A 23603-nucleotide genomic window follows, 5' to 3' on the forward strand; every position below is an offset into this window, starting at 1 on the left:
GCGCTGGATCACCAAAATCATCATGGTTATGAAAATGACCACCGCACTACTTCTCATCGGCCTTTTACATGTAAGCGGAAAAGCTTTACCGCAATCCATCACACTGTCTTTAAAGAAAGCGCCATTGAAGAAGGTATTCAAAGAGATCCGCAAGCAAAGCGGTTTATTGTTCCTGTACGATGAAGCACTTTTGCTCAATACAAAAAACATAGATATCCAGGTACAGGGCGCGCCGTTAAAGGATGCGCTGGAGATCAGCCTGAAAGACAGCGGGCTTGAATTTGAGATCGTGGAACGCAATGTTGTACTGCGTAAGAAAACCTCTCCCCTGCTCAGACCACTCAACTTCTTTGCAGATACCACCATCGTTCCACAGGTGACAGGTAAGGTACTGGATGAAGCAGGAGAACCGCTGATAGGCGCCACCGTTATGATAAAAGATACCAAACTGGGCACGGTAGCGGACGCTTCCGGTGTTTTCCAACTGAAAAAAGTACCCAAAGATGCTATACTGCAGGTAAGGTTCACCGGCTATCTATCACAGGATGTTCCCTTATCCGGCCGTGATGCGCTGCAAATACAGATGAAGATAGACAATAGCAAGCTGGATGAAGTAGTGGTGGTAGGTTATGGAACACAGAAGAAAGTGAACCAGACCGGTGCCATTGCACAAGTGAATGGAAAGGAACTCGAAAACCGCCCTATTACCCGTGTGAGCCAGGCTTTACAGGGAATGGTAGGTAACCTCAATATCACAACCACAACAGCGGGTGGTGCACCGAATGCCACACAGGGTATCAATATCCGCGGGTATACCGGTTTTGGTACCACCACTGGTCCATTGATCGTAATTGATGGTATACAGGGTGGTGATATCAATACCCTCAACCCGGATGATATAGAAAACATTTCTGTGATCAAAGATGCCGCCTCTGCTGCCATCTATGGCTCCAGCGCACCATTTGGTGTGATCCTCATTACTACTAAACAGGGAGCCAAAGGCAAAAAACCCGCTATCACCTATAAAAATAATTTACAGTGGGCTACTCCGGTGAACCTGCCTAAAATGATGAACTCACTGGATTTCGCCAATATATACAATGAGGCAGCCATCAATGGCGGCCGCGGTGCCCTGATCTCTGACGAAACCATCCAAAGGATCAAAGATTACCAGGCCGGTACTTTTAAAGATGAAACTGTACAGACCAAAGATGGTGCAGGCAATCCTACAGATGGCTGGCAGGAATGGGGAGGTGCCAATGCTAATAACGACTGGTTCAAAATATACTTTAAAGATAAGGCCTTCAGCCAGCAGCATAATCTTGGTGTTTCCGGCGGCTCCAACAATTCCAATTACTATGTAGGGCTTGGTTATAACGACAGGAAAGGGATGTACAATTTCGGGAACGACAGCTACAAACGTTATAATATCAGGGCTAACCTCAACACGGATATCAGCAGCTGGCTCAGCTTCGGGCTGAGAAGCACTGTTTCCCGCGAATTATTGAATACCCCCAATACTTACAGTAGTAACACTGGCGGCAACTACTTACACCTCATTGCACGTAAATGGCCAACCCTGCAATTAAAGAACCCCGACGGGAATTATTCAGACGGCAGCCAGGTATTATTACACCTGGAAGGCGGACGCAACAAACAGGTAACAGATAATGCCATCATCACCGGTGAATTCAATTTCAAACTCGCCAAAGGATGGACGGCCACGGCCAACTACACCTTCAATGGTACTTTCTGGAAACAGGATTTCCACACTAAAACAGTATACGCAACAAGGCCCAGCGGTACTAAGTATCCTATGGGTGGAACTACCCCCAATGGTTACTATCGCGGAAGCGACAGAACACAATACCAGGTTGTGAACGCTTACACCAAATATGAAAAGCAACTAGGCGGTCATTACTTCAGCATACTGGGTGGTTATACACGCGAACTCAGGGAATATGAGACCTATTTTGCCAGCAATAATCAACTTTATTCCGATGATATCCCTTCTCTCAACACATCTTTCGGACCAACACCCAGCGTAGGCGACGGTATCCGGAGATTAGCCGTGGAAGGTTATTTCGGAAGGATCAACTATAACTTCCGGGACAAATACCTCCTGGAATTCAACGGCCGTTATGATGCTACTTCCCGCTTCCTGAAAGACTATCGCTGGAAATTTTACCCGGGTGTATCCGCAGGATGGAACCTGGACAAAGAAGCCTTCTTTGAACCTTTGAACAGAGCCGTAAGTGCTTTAAAGGTCAGAGGTTCTTATGGCTCACAAGGCGATCAGTCTTTCCTGGATGTCGGCGGCGCTAACTGGTATCCTTTTTATCCAAGCCTTGGTACCACAAGGCCTACTTCAACCGGCTGGCTCTTTGGTGGCGCCCAACAGGCAGCCGTAACACCTCCCGGTTTGGTGAATCCCCTGCTTACCTGGGTTACTACAACACAATTGAATATCGGAATAGATGCAGGTTTCCTTGATAACCGACTGAAAGCTTCTTTTGACTGGTACATCCGTAAAGCGAATGATTATGCGTACACAGGTACAGCGCTTCCTGCAGTACTTGGTACCAGCGTACCTGTAGAGAACAATGCCGGCGTAGAAACCCGTGGTTTTGAATTAATGCTTTCCTGGAGTGATAAGATCGGTGATGTAAGTTATAACCTGCGTGGTGTATTGAGTGATTATAAAGGTAAGGTCACAGCCTATGCGAACAACCCACAGGGAGATAACGGTACCTTTTATGTAGGCCGCAACCAGGGTGAGATCTGGGGTTATACTACCGCAGGGCTTTTCCAAAGCACAGATGAAGTAACCAAATCTCCTTCCCAATCAAAGCTGAATGGTAATGCATGGAAACCGGGAGATGTACGGTATGCCGATCTCGATGGTAATGGTACCATCGACTGGGGCAACAATACACTCAGCAATCCGGGAGACAGAAGAGTGATCGGCAACAACACGCCACGTTACGCCTTCAGCTTTACAGGAGATGCTTCCTGGAATAATTTCGATATCTACATCTTTCTGCAGGGCATTGCAAAAAGAGATGCATGGGTTGGCTCCAACTATTTCTGGGGCGTGAACGGGGATGAATGGCAGAGTTCTTTATTCACCGAGCATTACGACAGGTGGACACCCACTAATCCAAACGGTTATTTCCCTAAATACTATTTAACCAGCGAGATGGGTAAGAACATGCAAACGCAGACAAGGTATCTGCAGAACGCTGCCTACCTGCGTATCAAGAACGTACAGTTAGGTTATTCTCTTCCTAAATCACTCCTGGATCCGATCAAATTCAACAAAGTAAGGTTCTATGTGAGCATAGAGAACCTGGCCACTTTCACCAACCTGATCAAGACCATGGACCCTGAGTTATCTATCTCCGATGCCAAGATCTATCCGTTGCAGCGTACTTATTCTGCCGGGGTGAATGTAAGTTTCTAATGAATAAACTATTGAACATGCGTAACAGAACACTTTTTATAATAATAACAATATGTGCTTTCGGCATAGCGGGTTGTACCAAAGGATTCCTGGACCGCACACCGGAAACCAATATCAGTGATGGTGAATTCTGGAGAACAGGCAACGACCTGAAGTTATATGCGAACAACTGGTACAGCGTATTCCCGAGCTATGGCGGCTTTGGCAACATCGGCATCTATGGGCTGGATGCAGATAATGGCAGCGATAACATGATTTCGATGGGATACAATAATGCGATGAATTCAGAGAATATCGTGCCTGCCAGCGGTGGAGGATGGGCCATAGGCGACTGGAACACGCTGCGCAACATCAACTACTTCCTCGCCAATTATACCAAATCCACGGAATCATTCGACAATATAAAACCTTATGTGGGTGAAGCACTTTTCTTCCGTGCGTGGTTTTACTTTGACAAGCTGAAGAGATTTGGCAATCTTCCCTGGCTCAATGCACCACTTGACCCACAATCCGGACAGCTCTTCGATACCCGCTTAGCACGGAATGTGATCGTGGATTCCCTGATGAATGACCTGGACAAAGCAGTGGAATACCTTCCCACTAAATCCGTGGCCCAGGTATCCCGTATCAATAAACAGATCGCCCAGTTATTCCAGGCGCGTATTGCTTTGTTTGAAGGCACCTGGGAAAAGTACCATGCAGGCTCGCCTTTTGGTGTTACCGGATCTGATGGTAGCAAGTATCTGCAAAAAGCTGCAGCTGTTACAGACGCATTAATGGCAGCCAGTGGCGGTTATGCCTTGGAAACACTAAACCCCGCTGGAAATATGGAATACTGGCAACTCTTCAATCGTTCCAACTATTCAGCCAGCACGGAAGTAATGTTCTGGCGCCAATACATTGTAGGCGTGAATGGTGGCCACAACTGGCATCGTTATACCACATCCGGTGCAGGCAGGGGTTTAACCAAAGATCTCGTGGATGCTTATCTCTGCACAGATGGGAACCCTATCGGCAGCAGCCCCTTATACCAGGGAGATAACACCTTACTGAGTGTGGTAGCTAACCGCGATCCCCGCCTGGCACAAACCATGTATGTAAATGATGGCAAACATTACATCACTAACAGCGGCCCTCCCGGTGTACCGGATGTTATTTTCCAGGCTCCTTCACTCAACGGTGCATCAGAAGGAAAATGCGCCACCGGTTACCAGGTATTTAAAGGACATAACCCGCTCGCAGCGCAACAGATAGCTGAACAAGGCACTACCGGCCAGATCATTTTCCGGTTTGCAGAAGTATTACTGATCAATGCAGAAGCAAAAGCAGAACTGGGTACACTTACACAGGTAGTAGCAGATGCTACCATCAACAAGCTGAGAAGCCGTGTAGGTATGCCGGCACTGAAGGTTGCAGCTATTCCTGCAGATCCTAACAGGGAGTTTCCGGCATTGAGTGCATTGATCAATGAAGTGCGCAGGGAAAGAAGGATCGAATTAGCCTGCGAAGGTTACCGCAGAGATGATCTGCAGCGCTGGGCCGCCATGGGTCTCAAGATCACAGGATTGAAGCCTAAAGGAGCTAAAAAGGCCCAATGGGTTGGCATCATACCCGCAGGTGACCTGAATGGTTACCCGGTAGATGATAATGGTTATATCGAGCTGTACAAGAACATTCCGGCTATGAGTACCGGTTATAAGTTCAAAGTAACCAGAGATTACTTACAACCTTTACCAACCAGTGAATTAACGTTGAATCCAAAGCTCAGCCCTCAAAACCCCGGCTGGTAGTTTTAAAAAAGCCCCCCGATATTCATCAGGGGGCTTTTTATTTATTGTTTATTTTCTTTCTCCTGTTCTTTCATTTTGTCTAAGTAAGAAACACCTTCCGTGATCCACTTCGGTGCCGTTTTACCTAAAAGGTAATGATCAAACCATTCCCGCTGGCGCTTCTGGTAATCTATCTGGTTCTCCTTCTTCGCCAGGCCGTGATTTTCATCTGCATACACCAGCATCACATGCGGTTTCTCCATCCTGCGCATGGTACCATACATTTCAATCCCCTGGTGCCAGTCCACTGCTCCGTCTTTATCACCAAAGGCAACCAGTAATGGCGCTTTGATATGCTGTGCAGCATAGATAGGTGAATTACGCATATGCTCCTGCATCCTGTCGTACCAGGGACCATCAAAACGGCCCTGGCTGGTTTCAAAGATCTTCTGATCAGGAATACCGGAGTTCCAGTAAATAGCGAGGGACATACTGATCAGGTTCGTTAAAGGCGCTCCGGCACAGGCTGCTTTGAACAGGTCAGTTTGTGTGATGATAAAGGAAGTTTGATAAGCGCCCCAGCTATGCCCCATCAGTCCCACTTTATTCTTATCTATCATACCTGTTTTCAGCACTTCCTCTACAGCAGGCACTACGCAATCTACAGCACTCATTCCCGGATCATTGATATCGTATACGATATCCGGGCGGAAGATGAAGTAACCGCCGGAAGTAAAATTGGTGGTGTTATAAGCTCTTCTTTCAGAAGGCATCACATAACCATGTACCGTGTTGGCCAGTTCTTCATAGATATACACCACCATCGGATATTGCTTGCCCGGCTGATAATCTGAAGGATAGAACAAGGCTCCCTGTAATTTCTTGCCTTTTTTATTTGTGAAAGAGACAAGTTCGCTTTTGCCCCAATTGTAATCCTTTTGCTGTGGGTTAGTACCAGCCACCTTTTGTTCTCCCTGGAAGTTCTTAGTGATATAGAGTTCAGGAGAACGGTTATAGTCTGCCCGGATGAAAGTGAATACATCCGCTTCTTTCGCTTTATTGAACTGGTCTACTGCATTCGGTTCATAAACCAGGCGGCTGAATTTTCCTTTCTCTACTTTGCCCACACCGAAGTATTTGCTCTTATCTCCATACAGATCAATATAGAGCGCTTTGCTGTCATCCCAATAAGGATCTTCTGTATCTATCCGGGCGATCCTATGCCTGATCTCTTCTTTCGTTCCATCCGTCAGTTTGCGGAATCCTTTGCCATCTGGCTTTACGGCATAGATATCATACTCATCGTAGAGGTATACTTCTTTATCTCCCTTCGTCCATCCGCCCCAGCCAAAAGGAGGTTTTGCTGCAGGATGATCATCGCGGAAGTTCTCAAAAATGGTGGGGATGTTTTTGGTAATGCTCACATTCTCTCCCGTGGTTGTATTATAGGTGAACCATTGTTTGTCCTTATAGTATAACACATACTTACTATCCGGTGAAAGCATGGGGGAATAACCATATGACTGGATGATCTTTTCGCCGATCAGTTTCTTTTGCCCGCTGCGGGTATCTATAAGATAGAAATCACCAAAGTCTTCCTTGAAAGCTGGTTTGTATTTCTTGTCTGTAGTGATCACCGCAAACTTCTGCCAGTTGGCGAGGCTTGCACGTGGTATACTGTCGCTGGTCAGCTGGAAGAAACTGTTCGCGGAGATGTTCCACACGGATTGCAAACTGAAGTCTTTATCCATGGCGTAAGTAAGCTTCTGACGAGGCTGTATCTCCGCATCTTTCCAATGCCAGATATCCACTGCCGCCAGTTTATCTTCTTTCTTAGGAGCTGCTGCCGGCGGAAGTTTCTTTGTCGTATCCGTCTTTGCTATATTTGTTGTATCCTTCTTAACACTGGTGGAATCTTTCGCCGTACCTTTTTTCGGAGGTTTGGCTGTCCAGTTCTTAATACTGAAATAAGCGGCTGTTACATCATCTGTCAGGCGTAAGGCAGACGTTGGATTGATACGCATACCCTTTGGAAAGGCAGGTTGTTTGGCAGGGTCAAATACGGAGAGCACCGGTTTTTTGTCAAGCGGTGCATACACGTATACCTGTGCATTCTCTTCTTCGTAATCTTCGTTTTTAATGGTCTTATAGAAAGCAAGACCATTACCTTCCTTAGACCAGGTGAGTTTGGAGAACTTGCAGGTATCGCTGGCCAGCACTTTGATCACGTTCGTTTGCAGGTTGAACAGTTCTACCGTATTACCTGCCTGGTTAGCAGATTCCAGGACATAAGCAAAGTGATCGCTCTTACGGTTAAATTCAGATGCTGTTACGTTCCCTATCGTGCGGGTACTGCTATCTGCGAGGTTCCGTAGCAGCACCACGGTCCCTTTATCCTTATTCTCCTTTGGCGGATTGAGTGTAACAGCCAGGAACTTGCCATTACGTGAAAAGCGGAAGTTACTGATGTCTTTGATCACTTCCTTTTTACCGGTGGCCAGGTTCAGCAACCCCATTTTTAAAGGGACCGGCATTTTCTGGTCCCTGAGCTTCTCTGCTTCTTTGAAGGGAACGCCAATATAATAGGCTACCCACTGATTATCTCCTGAAAATGCAGGTGCGCTGCCAAATTCCAGTGCATAGCGTTTATTAGTCAGCTGGTTAAAAAGGTAAAGGGTATCATTATCTTCCTGCACAGCTACTGTGTAGGCCACCCATTCTCCATTTTCTGATAAAGTTGAGCCCGTGAAATACTGCCATTTTGCATAATCGGCAGGGGTTAGGTCTTTTTTCTGCTGGGCATTAACGGATAGGCTCACCGCTAAAAGCAGAAACAGGGAGTAAAATCGTTGCATTAAGGTTTAGATTTTAAATTGAAAGCGTATGTAAATCCAAGATAGCAATATAAAATAACATTGAGAAAGGTTAAAATCATATTGGCTCCATTAACAATCCGGGTAAATTCCGGCTGGTATTGACTAAACAAGGTGAGAATTGAATTATTTTTCGACATAAAGGAACTTGTATTTGTACGAAATTAACAATACCTTGTTTAAAGCAAACCAGTGGACATGAATGATAAAGAGATACAGGCTTTACAGGAACAAGTAGCTCTTTCTGATGACCAGCAAGCATTCAAGACCTTATTCAAGCACTATTACACTACTCTTTTCCAGTTCGCCGTTTCCATTGTAAAAGTGAGGGAATCGGCAGAAGAAATAGTGGAGGACGTTTTTATCAAGGTCTGGGATAAGCGCAGGAACCTAACTGAAATAGCCAACCTTCGTTTGTACTTATATGTGGCTGTAAAGCATCATTGCCTGAATCATGTAACAAGGCGGGGGAACACAACTGAGCTTGATCCTGATCAGCTGGATGTAGTATGCGCAGAACTGGTTCCCAGTCCTGAAGACCTGCTGGTAGCCTCAGAACTGTTGCAGCGTGTGAACAGGTCCATTCATGAACTTCCCCCTAAATGCCGTATTGTTTATAAGCTGGTAAAAGAGAACGGCCTCTCCTATAAAGAAGCAGGAGAAATACTCAACATTTCCCCCCGAACTGTTGAGAACCATATTGCTGCCGCCATTAAAAAAATAGCATCTGTTCTGGATGCCGACTTCCCCCTCCCCCGCAAATCCTTTACCCTGCCGGGTGTAAAGAATTAAGAAAAACTTTTCCTTCCACTAGGGGATTCCTGCATTTCCTGTGTCCTGTAGTAAAGGACCCTTCGTCAATGAATGATACCAGACTTTTTGTTTTATTGGGTAAAAAGCTGAATAAAGAGGCTTCGGAAGCAGAGCTTTCTGAACTGGAAGAACTGATCCGGCAGAATGCTGTTCAACCATATACATTGGAAGCGCTGCAGGAAATATGGATGAAAAAAGCCGTAGAGGATGAACCGCACCTGGAAGAACGTTGGGAGCGTACGGCCCAAAGACTTAATACATATATAGCGGAGCCACGAAAACGGTTTCTTCCGGGCAGGATAGCTGCAGCCGCTGCTTTAACCGGTGCAATAGCATTTGCCGCATGGTTCGGTTACCGGAATTACAACAACCACCCCCTGCAGGCATCTGTCCCGCCGGAGCAGGATTCCATCATCACCGTACTGAACGGGGAACGGAAACGTTTTGTATTGCCGGATGGTACACAGGTGAACCTGAACAGTGGCAGCCAATTAAGATTTCATAAGGATTTCGGCCAGCAGGACCGGGAAATATGGCTCAACGGAGAAGCATTCTTTGATGTATCCAAAGATGCCACACACCCTTTTCATGTATATACGGACCGCATGACGGTAAAGGTATTAGGCACCTCATTTAATGTAAAGTCCTACAACACTTTTGAAAACATTGAAACTACAGTTATATCAGGCAAAGTAGAAGTAAGCCTGAAAGAAAGTAAAGAAAAGAAAGTGATCCTTTTACCCAACGAAAAGATATCGCTGAAGAATAATATACTCACCAAAAATAAAGCAGATCAGCCAATATCAGATATCCAATACGAAGTCCATACCGTAAAAGCCGCCAACAATGAAACCATACCTGAAGAAGCAGTATGGGTAAAGGAGAAACTGGCTTTTACAGATGAATCATTCGATATGGTTGCCTTAAAAATGGAGAGATGGCATAATGTTAAATTCCATTTCGCCAACGACAACCTGAAAGACCTGCGCCTGAACGGCGACTTTGACAACGTAAGCATAGAAGAAACAATGCACATCCTGCAAATGATGGTGCATTTTAAATACGAAATGACAGGGAACAATATATATATCAGGTAATACTTCTTTGATCCGCTTGTTGTCAGCCCAACCACGTAATTCTACAATAAACCAAAATCACAGTTATGGAATACCACGGTCCTTAATGCAGTAAGATCTATGAAAGGGGAAGAGGTGGAGCTCCTCCCCATGAATAGCTAACACTTTCTGGAACTGGTTTGAGCAGGGCTTTTTGCCCTGCTTAGGCCACTGTTATTAACTTTTCAACTCAAATCTATGAAAAAATGCAGGTTTAAGCTGCAGAAAATTTCCACGCAGTCGGTACTAAAGTTGCTCTTGATCATGAAAATAGCTTTTCTATTCATCGTCATACCTTTTTTACATGTATCCGCCATGGGGTATGGGCAGGACAAGTTCTCCCTGAAGCTGGAACAAGTGGATGCAGCGAAGGTGCTGCTCAATATCCAGCAGAAAAGCGACTACCGCTTCTTCTTTCTGCAGGACGACATCAAAAAGCTGGGAAAGATCGACATTAATGTAACAGATGCCACCGTACAGGAGATCCTGCAAAAGGTGCTGGGCAATGTGCTTGCCTACAAGATCCTGAACAGGAACCTGGTGGTGATCTCCCCCAATGCCGCTACCCTGGTGGACAAGATAGAGGTGCATGGTAAGATCCTGGATGAAACCGGCACTCCGCTCATTGGCGTTACCGTAAAGGTGAAAGGCCAGAGCATAGGCGTAGTGACCAAAACGGATGGCTCCTTCTCCCTGGCGGTAGATGATAAAGCAGTGCTGGAGATCAGCTTCATGGGCTTCGAACCACTGCAACTGCCTGTAAACGGGAAAAGCGAACTGGGCAATATTGTGCTAAAAGCCTCCACTGAAGGGCTGAATGAAGTAGTGGTGGTAGGATATGGTACACAGAGGAAGGTGAACCTTACCGGTGCAATTGGTACTGTTAAAACAGGAGAGATCGGGAATATCCCCGCTTCCAATCTGTCCAATCTATTAGCTGGCCGTGCTGCAGGTGTTACTGTTGTAGGCAGTACAGGCCTTGCAGGAGCTTCCTCCTCTATCCGTATGAGGGGAAGTTTTGCAGAACCCTTGTATGTGATCAATGGCATCATCAAAGGGAAAGCTGATTTCGACGCTCTGGATGCCAACGAGGTGGAAAGCATCAACTTCCTGAAAGATGCCGCCAGCGCATCCGTTTATGGTTCTAAAGCAGGCAATGGAGTAGTATTGGTAGTAACCAAAAAAGGCCTCGTTCAAAAACCTTCTTTCGATTACAAAGGCTCCTATTCATTTTCCAATCCCACCAAACCGGTACAAAGTTTTAGCGCTACCGAGGAACTCACATTCCTGAATAACATGGCTGTTACACAAGGGCAACCCAAGCCCTATGGCCAGGAGATCTTCGACTATTTTAAAGACAAGAGCTATGCCGTTAACGACTATATCTGGCAGGACCCAACTGTACAGCAGCATAACTTATCCGTAAGAGGGGGTACAGAAGCCATCTCTTACTATTTATCACTCGGTTATCACGATGAAAAAGGTTCTTACAAAAACCTCGATTTTGACCGCTATAATTTCCGCTCAGATATAACCGCCAGGATCTCCAAACGGCTGCAGGCAAGTGTAAACCTTAGTGGCAACCAAAGAAATTATCACCGCTGGTACTGGCCATATGATGGCGCAGAGGATTTTAACGTAGGCGATTTTTACAGGGCTACATTCAACTGGACGCGTTTATATCCTTTCTATGTAGATGCACAGGGAAATCCATCCACCAATACGAACGATCTCCCCGTTGTTCCTGGTGCATGGCATCCGGTAGAACTGATGATCAATAGTGGCGGCTACCGCGATATCAAAAAACGTACGCTGGATGGTATCGTTCGCCTGGACCTTGATCTGGCTGATATTGTGGATGGATTGAGTACCAGTTTCCAGGCACATTATAATGGGTATGATCAGAATATGAAATCGTTTGTTGTACATAACAAAGCCTATATATTTCAATCTGGCAGCCCTACCAATAAATTTGTTCCGGGGCCTATTGATCCTACCAAGATCAATCTCCATAACCTCAGTGCAACCTACCCTAATATTCAACAGGATGTACAATTCTACAATGCATACCAGATCAATCTGAACCTTAAATACGAAAAAACTTTCGGGAAACATGCTGTTTCTGCACTGGCTGTGTATGAACAGGGTAAGGATAATGGAACTTATCTTACCGGGCGTGCTGATCAATTGCTGACCACAGAAATTGACCAGATCTACAATGCTTCTGCAGATGCTGCCAGGAGATGGTTTACCGGTAATGAGGCCGCATCCGCCAGGGCTTCTGTGATAGGCCGTGCCAATTATGCTTACAACGATAAATACATTGCAGAATTCTCTTTCCGGTATGATGGTAACTACAAATTTGCACCGGGTAAAAGATGGGGGTTCTTCCCTTCTGTATCTGCCGCATGGCGCATATCTGAAGAAAACTTCCTGAAAGCCAATACACCCTGGCTCAGCAATCTGAAACTGAGAAGTTCCTATGGAACAGCCGGTAATGACGAAGATATAAACGCTCTTCCGATAGGCGCTTTCCAATGGAGCCAGACTTATGCTAAAAGTACCGGTTACGTTTTTGGGACATCCCTGAACGACGGGCTTGCTCCCGGTGTTATGCCTAATCCCAATATCACCTGGTCCACTTCAAAAATGTTTGATATTGGATTGGAGTACGGATTCCTGGATAACAGGCTTACCGGCGAAATAGATTTCTTCACCCGCAAACAATCTGATATCCTTGCATCCAGGCTTGGCTCTACTCCTTCCACACTGGGAGCATCCTTACCTGCGGTAAACTATGCAGCGCGTTCCTGGAAAGGATTTGAGATCTCTGTAGGATGGTCAGACCAGATCGGTGAACTGAAATACTCTCTCTATGGCAATATTGGCTATGCTAAAGATAAATGGGATATCATTGACGAAGCCGCTGCACTACGTGACGGCACTTATAAAAATAACTGGAGAAGTAAGTTAGGCCTGCCGGAGAACAGGGTTTACGGCCTCATTTCAAAAGGTATCCTCAGATCACAGGCAGATGTTGATAAACTTCCTTCCGGCTTTACACAATATGGCCGTGCTCCTAAACCCGGTTATTTATTATTCGAAGATATCCGCGGTGCTAACTACTCAGAAGGCCCTGATGGTAAAATTGATGATAACGACATGACCTACCTGTCTAACAACGGTTCTCCAAGAATGAACTATGGTGTTGGCTTCAGGCTGGAATGGAAAGGCATTGGATTAAATGCGCACTTTCAGGGTGTAGGTGCTTATGACAGGATGATCAGTACCCGTAATGGCGGTGGCGTGTTCCAGGTAGACAGGCCTTATTTCGAACTATGGGCCAATGATTACTGGACACCTGAAAACCCCAATGCTAAATATCCCCGGGTTTCCGGAGAGTTCCAGGTGGCAGATGTAGGTGGCGGAGCTTCTTCCTTCTGGCTGAGGAACGGTGCTTACTTACGTTTGAAGAACCTGGACCTTACCTATACGCTTCCTAAAAAATGGCTTAGCAGGATTGGTGTGAACAGTGTGCAGTTATTTACAAACGCTACTAATCTGTTTTACATATCAGCAATGAAAGAACATGATCCGGAACAACTTACACTGGATTCTTATCCACTGATGAAAACCTTTACCGGCGGGGCGTATATTAACTTCTAAACTATGACGATAATGAAAACGATTCAATATATCAGTTACCTGTTTTTATTTATCCTGGTTTCCGCCTGCGGAAAAATAGTGGATAAAGTAGATAACCTGGGGAACTATCCGGCGGCAGGAACTTTTGATGATCCGGCCACTTCCGGTGCTTTCCTGAGTAACCTATATGGCAGCACCCTCTCTTCAGGATGGCCTACCGGTATGGCAGGCAATGCAGATGAAGGTGGAGGCATCATCGGTGACGGATGGGTGACAACAGACAACGGCACTATGAAATTCTGGCCATATGCTACCATCAGGAAAATCAATATCCTTTTGAAAGAATTACCGGCAGGAAAAGTGGTGGCAGAAGTAAAGAACCCAATGATAGGCCAGGCTAAATTCCTCAGAGCTTTCCTGTATTTCAAAATGGTATATTATCATGGCGGTGTACCCATTATTGAGGTACCACAGGAATTAACGGATGATCTGAAAGTACCGAGGAATTCCACCAGCCAGTGTTTTGACTTTATCCTGAAAGACCTGGATGAAGCCGCCGCTTTAGTGCCTAAGAAATACACCGGCAATGATCGTGGACGTATAGATCAGGCCATTGTATTAGCTTTCAAAGGAAGGGTACTGCTGTATAAAGCCTCTCCGCAGTTCAATCCTGCCAACCCATATGATAATGCTCATTGGGCAACAGCTTACACTGCCAACAAAGCAGCGAAAGATTTCCTGGATGCAAATGGCTATGGCCTACTGGAAGATTTCTCCAAAGTTTTTGAAACGAAAGGACATAAAGAAAATATCCTCTCCGTTATATATGTGAATCCGGCCAAAACAAATGGCCGTGCAGAAGATGGTGTTCGTCCTCTATCAGAATCAAAAAACTCAACAGGACTTGATCAACCTACCTGGGGTATGGCAGAGGCATTTCCTATGAAAGATGGTAAAAAACCCGGCGACCCTTCTTCCGCTTATGCGTATAACCCACAAACATTCTGGCTCAACAGGGACCCTCGTTTTGATGCTACCATGGTGTGGAATGGCAGTGTGTATGAATTAAGCGGCATCAAAGGCCGCCGTCAATACACCATGTCCGCCATCGCTAAATCAATGGATGCCTTTGGTTTTATTATCCAGGGAGAAAACCATTACCGTACAGGTTTATATACACGTAAAGGCATTATGGAAGAGTTACCTTCCACACAGGTAACATTGAATGATGTAGACTGGCCGGAGATCAGGTATGCAGAAGTTTTATTTAACTATGCAGAAACTGCCAACGAAACAGGCAAACCTGCCGAAGCGCTACAGGTGTTAAAAGACATCCGGAAACGCGCAGGTATTGAAGCAGGCGGTGATGGCATGTATGGCCTTAAAGCTGGCATGACACGTGTTGAATTACGCCAGGCTATCCTTGACGAAAAACGCGTGGAGTTTATGTTTGAAGGGCAACGCTTCTGGGACCTCCGCCGCCATCGCATGCTGAATGTATTAAATGGTATGCGTAAATACGGCGTGATGGCCACCAAAGTTAATGGACTCGCTTATGATCAGGTAACACCTACCGAGATTGGAAAAGCCAACAGGTTTGAGCTGCTGCCACAGGATTTCACCTATGAAATAGTGGAACTGATCACCAATGGTCCTAAACAAATGGTGATGCCGGATAAGTATTACTTTTTCCCCATTCAGTTAAGCAATATCAATCAGAATCCGAACCTCAAGCAGAATAAAGACTGGGGTGGAGATTTTGATCCTACATTACACTAAAACATCCACAGCCGGCCTGGTAATACCGGGCCGGTTTTATTAACCCGGGGTGCTACTCTTTTAAAAATTTAAACAGGTGAAAGGAAATTTGATCAGAACCACGTTAGCATTGCTGGTAACAGCATCTACAGTAAAGGCACAATCCATCAGCGTAGCAGGGCTTCCGCTATACGATAAAGCAGCGCTGCAAAGTAAAGAAGACTGGCTCCTGGCTACTACTGCCCGCAAGTCCGCTATCTACAGAACACCGGAAGGATACATGGCCCTCAGCAACGGACTCATCACGCGCACATTTACATTGACGCCTAATGGTGCCACCATCGGCCTGGATAACCTGGTAACAAATGAAGCACTGGTACGTGCCGTATCTCCGGAAGCCGTATTGTGGATCAACGGGCATGAGATAAAAGCCGGAGGTTTAACCGGCCAGCCGATCGGGAATTACCTGTTACCGAAGTGGGTCCCAGACATGAAGGCGGACCCATTAAGTCTTAAACTCAGATCCTACACCACAGCACCTATCAAAGCCAGGTTTGAATGGAACCGCCGTACGGCATGGTCTCCCCAGCAATTGCCCTGGCCGCCAAAAGGCATGGAAGTGACCTTCACTTACCAGGCAGATGCCACTATCATGAGCAGCCTGTCGTCAGACATCAGCAGGAAAGTATTGTTCACTGATAATTTCCTGAGCCTTTCGCCCAAATGGGATATCATCAAAGGTGCTGCCTCACAGCATGCTTCATTCCAAAATGAAGGAAAAGCAGGAGAAATGCAAACAGCTGCCAACTCCGTATTGTTTGCTGAACAGCCTTTATCTCCTGAAACAAAAGTGATCATCTGCAAACTGAACAGTGGAACAGATGAAAGTAACGGATATGGTGCAGGTATTGCCTTGCAATTCCCTGATGGAAAATCTTCCAAATTCCACCTGGCTCCCGGAGCAAAACGCTTCCGCGTTTTTCACGATAGCAAGAGCGCTAATTTCGAAGGATATGACCCGGGAAAATCCTATTTCCTGCGGATCCTGTTCCTTCCGGGAAGAATGGCCTGCAGCGTTTCCGAAGATGGCAAAACATATACTACGCTAACAGAATTACCTGTAACAAGCCAACCTACACATGTAAGGATAGGTAAAACAGATCCGCAGGGTGGCAGATCAGAACGCGGGGAAGCTGGTACAAAAGGCCGCAGTAAAATAGAAGCGGTATTGATATTAGGTGCCCCTGAAGCAGTGCAGCAGGACTTGCAGTTCCTTTCCGGATTAACCGTAAAAGTACACTACGAAATATACGATGGCATTCCGCTGCTCAGCAAATGGGTAAGCGTAACCAATAATAGCAAAGAACAGATCATCATCAATAATATTAAAAGCGAACAACTGGCAGTAACGGAAGCGGAAAGCGCTGTAGAACATAAACAACGCTGGGAAATGCCGCCGATCCTGGCGGAAAGTGATTTCGCCTTCGGCTCCATGTCCAGCAATGCCGCACAGAATGCCTGTGTAGATTGGCAGACAGATCCCTCCTATACCACACAGGTGAACTACAATTTAAAAACACCTACTGTATTGGTATGCATGCCTAAAACAGGCATGGGTCAGGAAGTAGCCACAGGTGCATCAACAGAAAGCGCACGCATCTGGGAATTGATCTTTGATAGTTACGACAGGGAAAGAAGGGGTTTAAGCCAGAAAAAACTATACCGTACCATTGCACCTTGGGTAACAGAAAATCCCATCATCATGCACGTAAGCAGTGCAGCAGACGAACCGGTAAAAAGCGCTATCGACCAATCTGCGGAAGTAGGTTTTGAAATGGTGATCATGACCTTTGGCAGTGGTTTTAATATTGAAGATACTACGCAGCAGAACCTGCAGCGCATGAAACAGCTGAAGCAATACGCTGCATCAAAAGGAGTGGCATTGGGTGGATATTCCCTGCTGGCCAGCCGTTCCATCAATAAAGAAAATGATGTGGTAATGCCGGAAGGGATGAAGCCTGCATTCGGTAATTCTCCCTGCCTGCAAAGTGAATGGGCGCAGAGTTATTTCAGGAAGCTCTACAACTTCTATGAAAAAACCGGGCAGGACCTGTTGGAACACGATGGTTCCTATCCCGGCGATGTTTGTGCATCCACTACACATCCGGGGCACAGGGACCTGGAAGATTCCCGTTGGAAGCAGTACAAAACCATTCAGCAATTCTATCAGTGGTGCAGGGGAAAAGGTATCTACCTCAATATACCCGACTGGTATTTTCTAAGTGGCGGCACTAAAGTGGCAATGGGTTACAGGGAAACCAACTGGTCCCTCCCAAGAGAACAGCAGGAAATAATTGAACGCCAGAATATTTATGACGGCACCTGGGAAAAAACACCTTCCATGGGCTGGATGTTTGTACCATTGGTACAATATCATGGCGGTGGGGCTGCAGCTACAATTGAACCATTAAAGGAACATCTCCCCCATTATGAACAGCGGCTTGCTAACCTGTTCGGCGCCGGCGTACAAGCCTGTTATCGTGGCCCACGTTTATATGATGCCCCTGAAACAAAAGTACTGGTAAAGAAATGGGTAGACTTCTATAAGAAGTACCGCCGTGTACTGGACGGGGATCTCATTCACCTCCGCCGGCCGGATGGCAGGGATTATGATGGCATACTGCACGTAGATCCGCAAGGGAAAGACAAGGGCCTTATCATGCTCTACAATCCTCTAACGGAACCGATCACAAGGAACATAGAGGTTGATCTTTATTATACGGGCTTAAAGAACCAGGCCAGTATCATGGGGGAAAATGGTGCCGCTAAAAAAGTAACGTTAAAAGGAACAAAGCTCAATTTACAAGTGACCATTCCTGCTAACAGTCAGCAATGGTTTGTGCTAAGACAATAAATTTAATGATATGCTAAGAATAATATTATTGTTCCTGCTCATTAGTACGCAGGGATATGCACAGCTATCTGAAAGCCGCATTCCTCAGGAAAGGGAAGGCCATACAGATTGGTTCAAAAAAGCAGGCTGGGGTGTTTTTGTGCATTACCTCTACAAAGTACAATGTGCAGGGCAACGCATTACCACAATGGATGGAGACAGCACGGACTGGAATAAATGTGTGAATGAATTTGATACGGAGAAATTTGCAGAACAGATAAGGTCTACCGGCGCGGCGTATGTTATATTCACTATGCAGCAACGCACCCGGCACCTGGTAGCACCCAATAAAACCTACGATAAAATAACCGGCTATAAGCCTGGCGAAGCCTGTTCTAAAAGAGACCTGGTAGAAGACCTTTATACCTCTCTCAGCAAACGTGGCATTAAGCTGATGCTTTATTGGACAGGCGATGGTCCGCGTGATGACGAGAAAGCGGCTAAGGCCATGGGATATACAGAAAAGGTTTCTGAAAAATATGTACAGCATTGGGCAGATGTGGTAGCGGAATACGGGGAAAGGTATAAGGACAAAGTAGCTGGCTGGTGGGTAGACGGCTGTTATGATTACATCGGGTACAATAAAGAAAAATGGGCTATCATGGCCAAAGCGCTGCGTGCAGGAAACAGCAAAAGGATCATTGCGCTGAACAATCCTAAAATGACGTCCTCCAATTCATCCACACCGGATGATGATTATACAACAGGAGAACAGAATAAATTTGGGGAAATACCTTTATCCCGCTGGCGGGATGGTGTGCAATGGCATATCCTGTCTTACCTGGGAAATGACTGGTGTTCACCGGGTCTGCGTTACAATCCGGGATTTATGGCAGATTACATCCGTAAATGCAACCTGGCAGGTGGTGTGGTTACCATGGATGTTTGTTTGTTCAGAGATGGCACTATTGAAACCTCTCATTTAGAGACCCTTAGAGGAATTAAAAGACGGTTGAAGTAAAAACAACGAGGCCCTTTAACTTTAAATTAAAGGGCCTTTTATTTTATTTCCTTTTATTTGAAAACAACCACGCTAAGAGGTCCGGTTCCGCGAAAGCATTATCCCAGCTGTTATGTCCTATGCCTGGATACTCTGTATACTTTACACTGGCACCTGCTACTCTTAAACTGTCGTGATAACTACGGGAGAACTTCACGGGTACTACATTATCGTCCGCCCCATGAAAGATCCATAATGCGGTACTATGTGCAAACCTGGGTGCGTATGATTCGTTACCTGCTCCGCAGATCGGGAATGCTGCTGCAAAACGCGTTGGATAACGGGCCAGTATATCAAATGTACCCATGCCTCCCATAGATAGTCCGCCCACATACAAACGCCGGTAATCCACACTACCGGAGGCCAGCAGGCTATCCAGCAACTGATGCAGCAAACCGCTGGGTATAGTAGGTTTGATATCCGCATTAAATTTCACGCCGGCCCAGCCAACACTGTCTTTATTAAATTCCATCACTGCCCAGCTGGTATTCTTTGCACATTGTGGAAAGATCACGATGGCCGGATACGCTTTACGCAGGGAATCGTTGAGGAACAATTTACTACCGTGTTTAAGCTGGGAAATATTATCATTCCCTCTTTCGCCGGCTCCATGCATTACAACGATCAGCGGATATTCAGTACCGGGTTTATAATCCTTCGGCAACAATAGCCGGTAAGGTAAAGTATCGTTGCCGCGTATAAACGTATGGGCTTTAAAATCCTGTCCGTATCCTGCAATGGATAAAGTGTATAAAAGGAAAAAGAGCGCGTATTTCATGCTATTAAATTACGGATTATGAGCTAGTGATTTGTCTGCGTGCCGCCAATAATATCCTTTTTCCTGGCTGAAGGCCAGCAGGCTGGTACTTCCTCTTGTATCGATATGTATTTCGGAAAAGCTGCGTTGATATTGCAAGGCAAAATAAATAGCACCCTGCGTGGGTTCATCTGCATCTTCATAGTTTAGCCGCACCTCCCGCGTTTTCCCTATTTTGAAGCCTTTGAAATGGCCTTTATAATATTCCTCCCGCTCCAGGACCTTAGTACCGCTTTCGTCAAAGTGATAATAGAACTCTCCGCCGTACATGGCCACATCGCTGGGTTGCAGAGCAGGCATCAGCCAGACGGTGATCGTTTTATCCTGGTGGTACTGGATGAACTTATTCATCTTTACATATGATCTGCCTAATATCACACCTGCTTCCCGGTAGGCTACATTGATAGCTTTTGAAACCGCTGTGAGCATTACGGCATCTATTGAATCAGGTACCAGGTCTATGGTATCGTTTGTATTCAGGCGGTAATGCAGCACCTGGTCGTATTTACCATCTTTGAACTTTCCGTATACGCCATTCCACAGACTGTCTGTTCCTTTGTAACAGAACCATTCCCTGCCGATGCGGGCCAGTTCTTCGTAAGTGGCTTCGGTGACCAGTTCGGACATGCGCCAGGCCACACTGTCGTATTCCCGCATCCACTGTGCGGTTTCCAGTTTTTCGGAAAAAGATCTCGTATTATTCTTCTGGGCCTGAACGGTTTGCGTGAATAGCAACACCGCCAGCAGTAGCCAGGATTTCATAGGGATATAGGTTTTTCTGTAATAAATATATGCAATTTTATTAATTCGTGTATCCTATTCTCTCAGTTCGGGCATTCAATTCCACAACCTTACCCCATAAATAGCTGTTTAATAAGCATTTAGTGCAATGGCACAATCTTTTCAATACTATCCATGAACTGAAAAACCTTAACAAATGAAACAGATAAAACAACTGGCAGCATTCTTTTTACCTTTAGCAATTGGTGGTATGCTGGCCTGTAACAGTGGCACCAACAGAACAACCACGGATGATACTTCTACAGTAGGAAACCAGGATATTACAGCAGTAGATACGGGTATGACGAAGGGTATGGCCCAGGACGTAAACAAAGATAAATTCTCTGATGATTCATTACGCGATGATGCAAGCTTTGTAACAAAGGCAGCAGAGGATGGTATGTATGAAGTAAAACTAACTACCGATGCACAGGCTAAAACAGCCAATGCAGGTGTAAAGAAACTGGCAGCTCATATGCAGAAAGCACATGAGAAAGCGAACAAAGAACTGGCAGGGTTAGCCGCTACAAAGAGCATTACTGTTCCTACTGTTTTACCACAAGGGAAAACAGATGATATCAACAGGTTGTTGGAGAAAAGTGGTAATGATTTCGACAAAGCTTTTGTAGAAGAACTGGCAGATAAACATGAAAAGGCTATCAGGTTGTTTGAAGATGCATCGAAAGACGCTAAAGATCCGGAATTAAAGGCATGGTTTGCCAAGACATTACCTGAATTGAGGAATCACCTTGAGATGGTGAAGAAGGAACAAATCAAGTTGAAATAACTACGCAGCTTCTTATTAGAGGGTGGCCTCAAAGCCTGAGATTACACCTTTTGTACCTGCTCTGGGTAATGCCAGCGAAGGAATTGAGAAGTATGGCGTATGAAGCTCCGGTTCTTTGGAACCGGAGTTTTTTTATTTAGAACTTCAACGTAAAGTGCTGCTTCACTTTAAATTCGTCCCGCAGGAAAATAAGTCCGATAAAGAAGAGATCAATGGATAAAGTAGTAGCAGGATGGGCTTTAATAGTTTCCCATGCGCGCTCCATGCCATCGGTCCAGTGAACATCATCAAAGATCAGCACGGCAGTGGGCTTCACTTTTTTAATGCACTCGAGATAATATTGCACGGTAGGGTTTTCCCGGTGATTGCCATCAATGTATATTAAATCCGGCGCAGGAATTTCGTTTAGCAAACGGGGTAATACGATATCAAAATTCCCGATATGCTGCCGGATGTTCCGCAGCCCCAGGACCTCAAAGTTCTTAGCGGCGCGGGCAGCAATATTGGGGCAGCCTTCGATGGTATGTACATTTGCGCCGGCAGCAGCCATGTAAGCAGTGGAAAGGCCCATAGAGGTACCCAGTTCCAGCACTGTGGCTGCATTAAAACGTTTCACCAGGCGGTGGAACAATTGCCCGAATTTGGGAGGTTTGGCCGCATGGCGCACAATATCACGCACTTTGCGGGTATTGGTAGCTCCCATCAAGGACCCTGCTCCCAGGTCTGTTACTTCCAGCACCTCTTCACTTTGCAGTAATTGCTGCCGCAGCGCTTCAATTGGAGCATATTCCGGGCGGGGTCTGCGGTCATAAAGCACTTCATCCAGTAACGCATAGGCGAATGGAGAATGCAGGCCATGCCGGTTACCTGCCGTAAAACGATACCGGATATATTTCCTGGCTAACGCGATCTGGTGCTGTACGCTCAAATTAGTAGATTTTTGCCTTGATCAGCCCCCATTTATGCAGGCGGTGCTGCAGCGAAACCCGCAATACCCCTAATCCATAAATGCTGCTGCGTTTGAAATTGATGCTGGATGCACCCTCAAAATATTTAGTGGGGCAGGTCACCTCTGCAATATCATATCCCTTCATGAACACCTGGGATACCATTTCATTGTCGAACACGAAATCATCATTATTCGCCATATAATTGATATTCCGGAGCACTTCCGCAGAAAATGCCCGGTATCCTGTATGGTATTCGCTTAATTTCTGGCCCAGCAGAATATTCTGGGTGAAAGTGAGCATACGGTTAAAAATGTATTTATACATCGGCATCCCCCCTTTCAGTGCTCCTTTTCCCAGGATCCTGGAGCCGAATACCGCAGGATATACATCATTGGCGATAATGCTGCTCATGGCCAGGATAAGCTTTGGAGTGTATTGATAATCAGGGTGTACCATAATAACAATATCTGCTCCCAGCTCCAGGGCCTTATTATAACAGGATTTCTGGTTCCCGCCATATCCCTTATTTGCATCGTGGCGAACAATGTGTTTTATGCCTAATTTATGGCCTACATCTACCGTATCATCCTTGCTGGCATCATCCACCAACACCACTTCATCCACCACATCCATGGGTATTTCGAGATAGGTCTTTTCAAGGGTCAGTGCAGCATTGTAGGCTGGTAGCACTACCACTACCTTTTTGTTATTGAGCATGAATCGAGGGTGATTTAGGCTGCAAAGGTATAAAAATACTCCTAATGCATAAGTAGCTATATACAATTCTTACTTTTATGCAGTAGAATTAATTCTTATCTTTGTGACTTGGTGATTTTTTGGCATTATATTTTCTTAAGGTTTTCTTAACATAAAAGGACAT

General features: G+C 45.7%; 14 protein-coding genes and 1 riboswitch. Of the genes, 9 read left to right on the forward strand and 5 right to left on the reverse strand.

The window, feature by feature from the left end; translation table 11 throughout:
- The first annotated feature begins 28 nt into the window (after window positions 1-28).
- A complete protein-coding gene (locus BUR42_RS13530; RefSeq protein WP_159442267.1) occupies window positions 29-3463 on the forward strand; it encodes a TonB-dependent receptor in 3435 nt (1144 codons plus the stop codon).
- 17 nt (window positions 3464-3480) lie between these two features.
- Complete coding sequence (locus BUR42_RS13535) at window positions 3481-5253, forward strand: RagB/SusD family nutrient uptake outer membrane protein (protein ID WP_074240591.1); 1773 nt, start codon at window positions 3481-3483, stop codon at window positions 5251-5253.
- Window positions 5254-5294: 41 nt separating this feature from the next.
- Here BUR42_RS13535 and BUR42_RS13540 read toward each other — a convergent pair whose 3' ends face one another.
- Window positions 5295-8087 (reverse strand): S9 family peptidase, encoded by a 2793-nt coding sequence (locus tag BUR42_RS13540; protein WP_074239741.1) that lies wholly within the window; start codon window positions 8085-8087, stop codon window positions 5295-5297.
- A 216-nt stretch (window positions 8088-8303) separates the two neighbouring features.
- Here BUR42_RS13540 and BUR42_RS13545 point away from each other — a divergent pair, with 216 nt between their 5' ends.
- The 6 genes from BUR42_RS13545 (at window position 8304) to BUR42_RS13570 (ending at window position 19350) form a co-directional block, all read left to right on the forward strand.
- The gene (locus BUR42_RS13545) at window positions 8304-8897 is read left to right on the forward strand and encodes an RNA polymerase sigma-70 factor (RefSeq protein WP_074239742.1); all 594 of its coding nucleotides are present in this window, start codon (window positions 8304-8306) and stop codon (window positions 8895-8897) included.
- A 68-nt stretch (window positions 8898-8965) separates the two neighbouring features.
- Window positions 8966-10015 carry a FecR family protein gene (locus tag BUR42_RS13550; protein WP_074239743.1) on the forward strand — a complete coding sequence of 350 codons (1050 nt, stop codon included), beginning with the start codon at window positions 8966-8968 and terminating at the stop codon, window positions 10013-10015.
- Window positions 10016-10297: 282 nt separating this feature from the next.
- The gene (locus BUR42_RS13555) at window positions 10298-13699 is read left to right on the forward strand and encodes a TonB-dependent receptor (RefSeq protein ID WP_159442268.1); all 3402 of its coding nucleotides are present in this window, start codon (window positions 10298-10300) and stop codon (window positions 13697-13699) included.
- Between the two features lie 12 nt (window positions 13700-13711).
- Window positions 13712-15457, forward strand: a complete 1746-nt coding sequence (locus tag BUR42_RS13560; RefSeq protein ID WP_074240592.1) for a RagB/SusD family nutrient uptake outer membrane protein — start codon at window positions 13712-13714, stop codon at window positions 15455-15457.
- An 88-nt stretch (window positions 15458-15545) separates the two neighbouring features.
- Entirely contained in the window at window positions 15546-18350 is a 2805-nt protein-coding gene (locus tag BUR42_RS13565) for a hypothetical protein (RefSeq protein ID WP_143197441.1), read from the forward strand.
- A 10-nt stretch (window positions 18351-18360) separates the two neighbouring features.
- A complete protein-coding gene (locus tag BUR42_RS13570) occupies window positions 18361-19350 on the forward strand; it encodes an alpha-L-fucosidase (protein WP_084185556.1) in 990 nt (329 codons plus the stop codon).
- A 43-nt stretch (window positions 19351-19393) separates the two neighbouring features.
- Here the strand turns inward: BUR42_RS13570 and BUR42_RS13575 are convergent, their stop codons facing one another.
- Window positions 19394-20167 carry a carboxylesterase family protein gene (locus BUR42_RS13575; RefSeq protein WP_074239746.1) on the reverse strand — a complete coding sequence of 258 codons (774 nt, stop codon included), beginning with the start codon at window positions 20165-20167 and terminating at the stop codon, window positions 19394-19396.
- A gap of 9 nt (window positions 20168-20176) precedes the next feature.
- Window positions 20177-20968 (reverse strand): hypothetical protein, encoded by a 792-nt coding sequence (locus tag BUR42_RS13580; protein ID WP_074239747.1) that lies wholly within the window; start codon window positions 20966-20968, stop codon window positions 20177-20179.
- A 175-nt stretch (window positions 20969-21143) separates the two neighbouring features.
- On the opposite strand from BUR42_RS13580, the gene BUR42_RS13585 reads away from it, so the two are divergent.
- Window positions 21144-21773 carry a DUF4142 domain-containing protein gene (locus tag BUR42_RS13585; protein ID WP_074239748.1) on the forward strand — a complete coding sequence of 210 codons (630 nt, stop codon included), beginning with the start codon at window positions 21144-21146 and terminating at the stop codon, window positions 21771-21773.
- 8 nt (window positions 21774-21781) lie between these two features.
- Window positions 21782-21874, forward strand: a riboswitch (TPP riboswitch).
- Window positions 21875-21909: 35 nt separating this feature from the next.
- Here the strand turns inward: BUR42_RS13585 and BUR42_RS13590 are convergent.
- Both BUR42_RS13590 and BUR42_RS13595 read right to left on the reverse strand, forming a co-directional pair.
- A complete protein-coding gene (locus tag BUR42_RS13590; protein WP_234979673.1) occupies window positions 21910-22701 on the reverse strand; it encodes an O-methyltransferase in 792 nt (263 codons plus the stop codon).
- Window position 22702: 1 nt separating this feature from the next.
- Entirely contained in the window at window positions 22703-23440 is a 738-nt protein-coding gene (locus BUR42_RS13595; RefSeq protein WP_074239749.1) for a glycosyltransferase family 2 protein, read from the reverse strand.
- Window positions 23441-23603: the final 163 nt, after the last annotated feature.

The organism is Chitinophaga niabensis (assembly GCF_900129465.1).
Taxonomy (GTDB): domain Bacteria; phylum Bacteroidota; class Bacteroidia; order Chitinophagales; family Chitinophagaceae; genus Chitinophaga; species Chitinophaga niabensis.

What these genes read in the sequence shown, in the direction of transcription:
- BUR42_RS13575 (WP_074239746.1), bottom strand. Translation starts at nt 20,167, where the DNA reads ATGAAATACGCGCTCTTTTTCCTTTTATACACTTTATCCATTGCAGGA.
- BUR42_RS13580 (WP_074239747.1), bottom strand. Translation starts at nt 20,968, where the DNA reads ATGAAATCCTGGCTACTGCTGGCGGTGTTGCTATTCACGCAAACCGTT.
- BUR42_RS13560 (WP_074240592.1), top strand. Translation starts at nt 13,712, where the DNA reads ATGAAAACGATTCAATATATCAGTTACCTGTTTTTATTTATCCTGGTT.
- BUR42_RS13550 (WP_074239743.1), top strand. Translation starts at nt 8,966, where the DNA reads ATGAATGATACCAGACTTTTTGTTTTATTGGGTAAAAAGCTGAATAAA.
- BUR42_RS13555 (WP_159442268.1), top strand. Translation starts at nt 10,298, where the DNA reads ATGAAAATAGCTTTTCTATTCATCGTCATACCTTTTTTACATGTATCC.
- BUR42_RS13595 (WP_074239749.1), bottom strand. Translation starts at nt 23,440, where the DNA reads ATGCTCAATAACAAAAAGGTAGTGGTAGTGCTACCAGCCTACAATGCT.
- BUR42_RS13570 (WP_084185556.1), top strand. Translation starts at nt 18,361, where the DNA reads ATGCTAAGAATAATATTATTGTTCCTGCTCATTAGTACGCAGGGATAT.
- BUR42_RS13530 (WP_159442267.1), top strand. Translation starts at nt 29, where the DNA reads ATGAAAATGACCACCGCACTACTTCTCATCGGCCTTTTACATGTAAGC.
- BUR42_RS13540 (WP_074239741.1), bottom strand. Translation starts at nt 8,087, where the DNA reads ATGCAACGATTTTACTCCCTGTTTCTGCTTTTAGCGGTGAGCCTATCC.
- BUR42_RS13545 (WP_074239742.1), top strand. Translation starts at nt 8,304, where the DNA reads ATGAATGATAAAGAGATACAGGCTTTACAGGAACAAGTAGCTCTTTCT.
- BUR42_RS13535 (WP_074240591.1), top strand. Translation starts at nt 3,481, where the DNA reads ATGCGTAACAGAACACTTTTTATAATAATAACAATATGTGCTTTCGGC.
- BUR42_RS13585 (WP_074239748.1), top strand. Translation starts at nt 21,144, where the DNA reads ATGAAACAGATAAAACAACTGGCAGCATTCTTTTTACCTTTAGCAATT.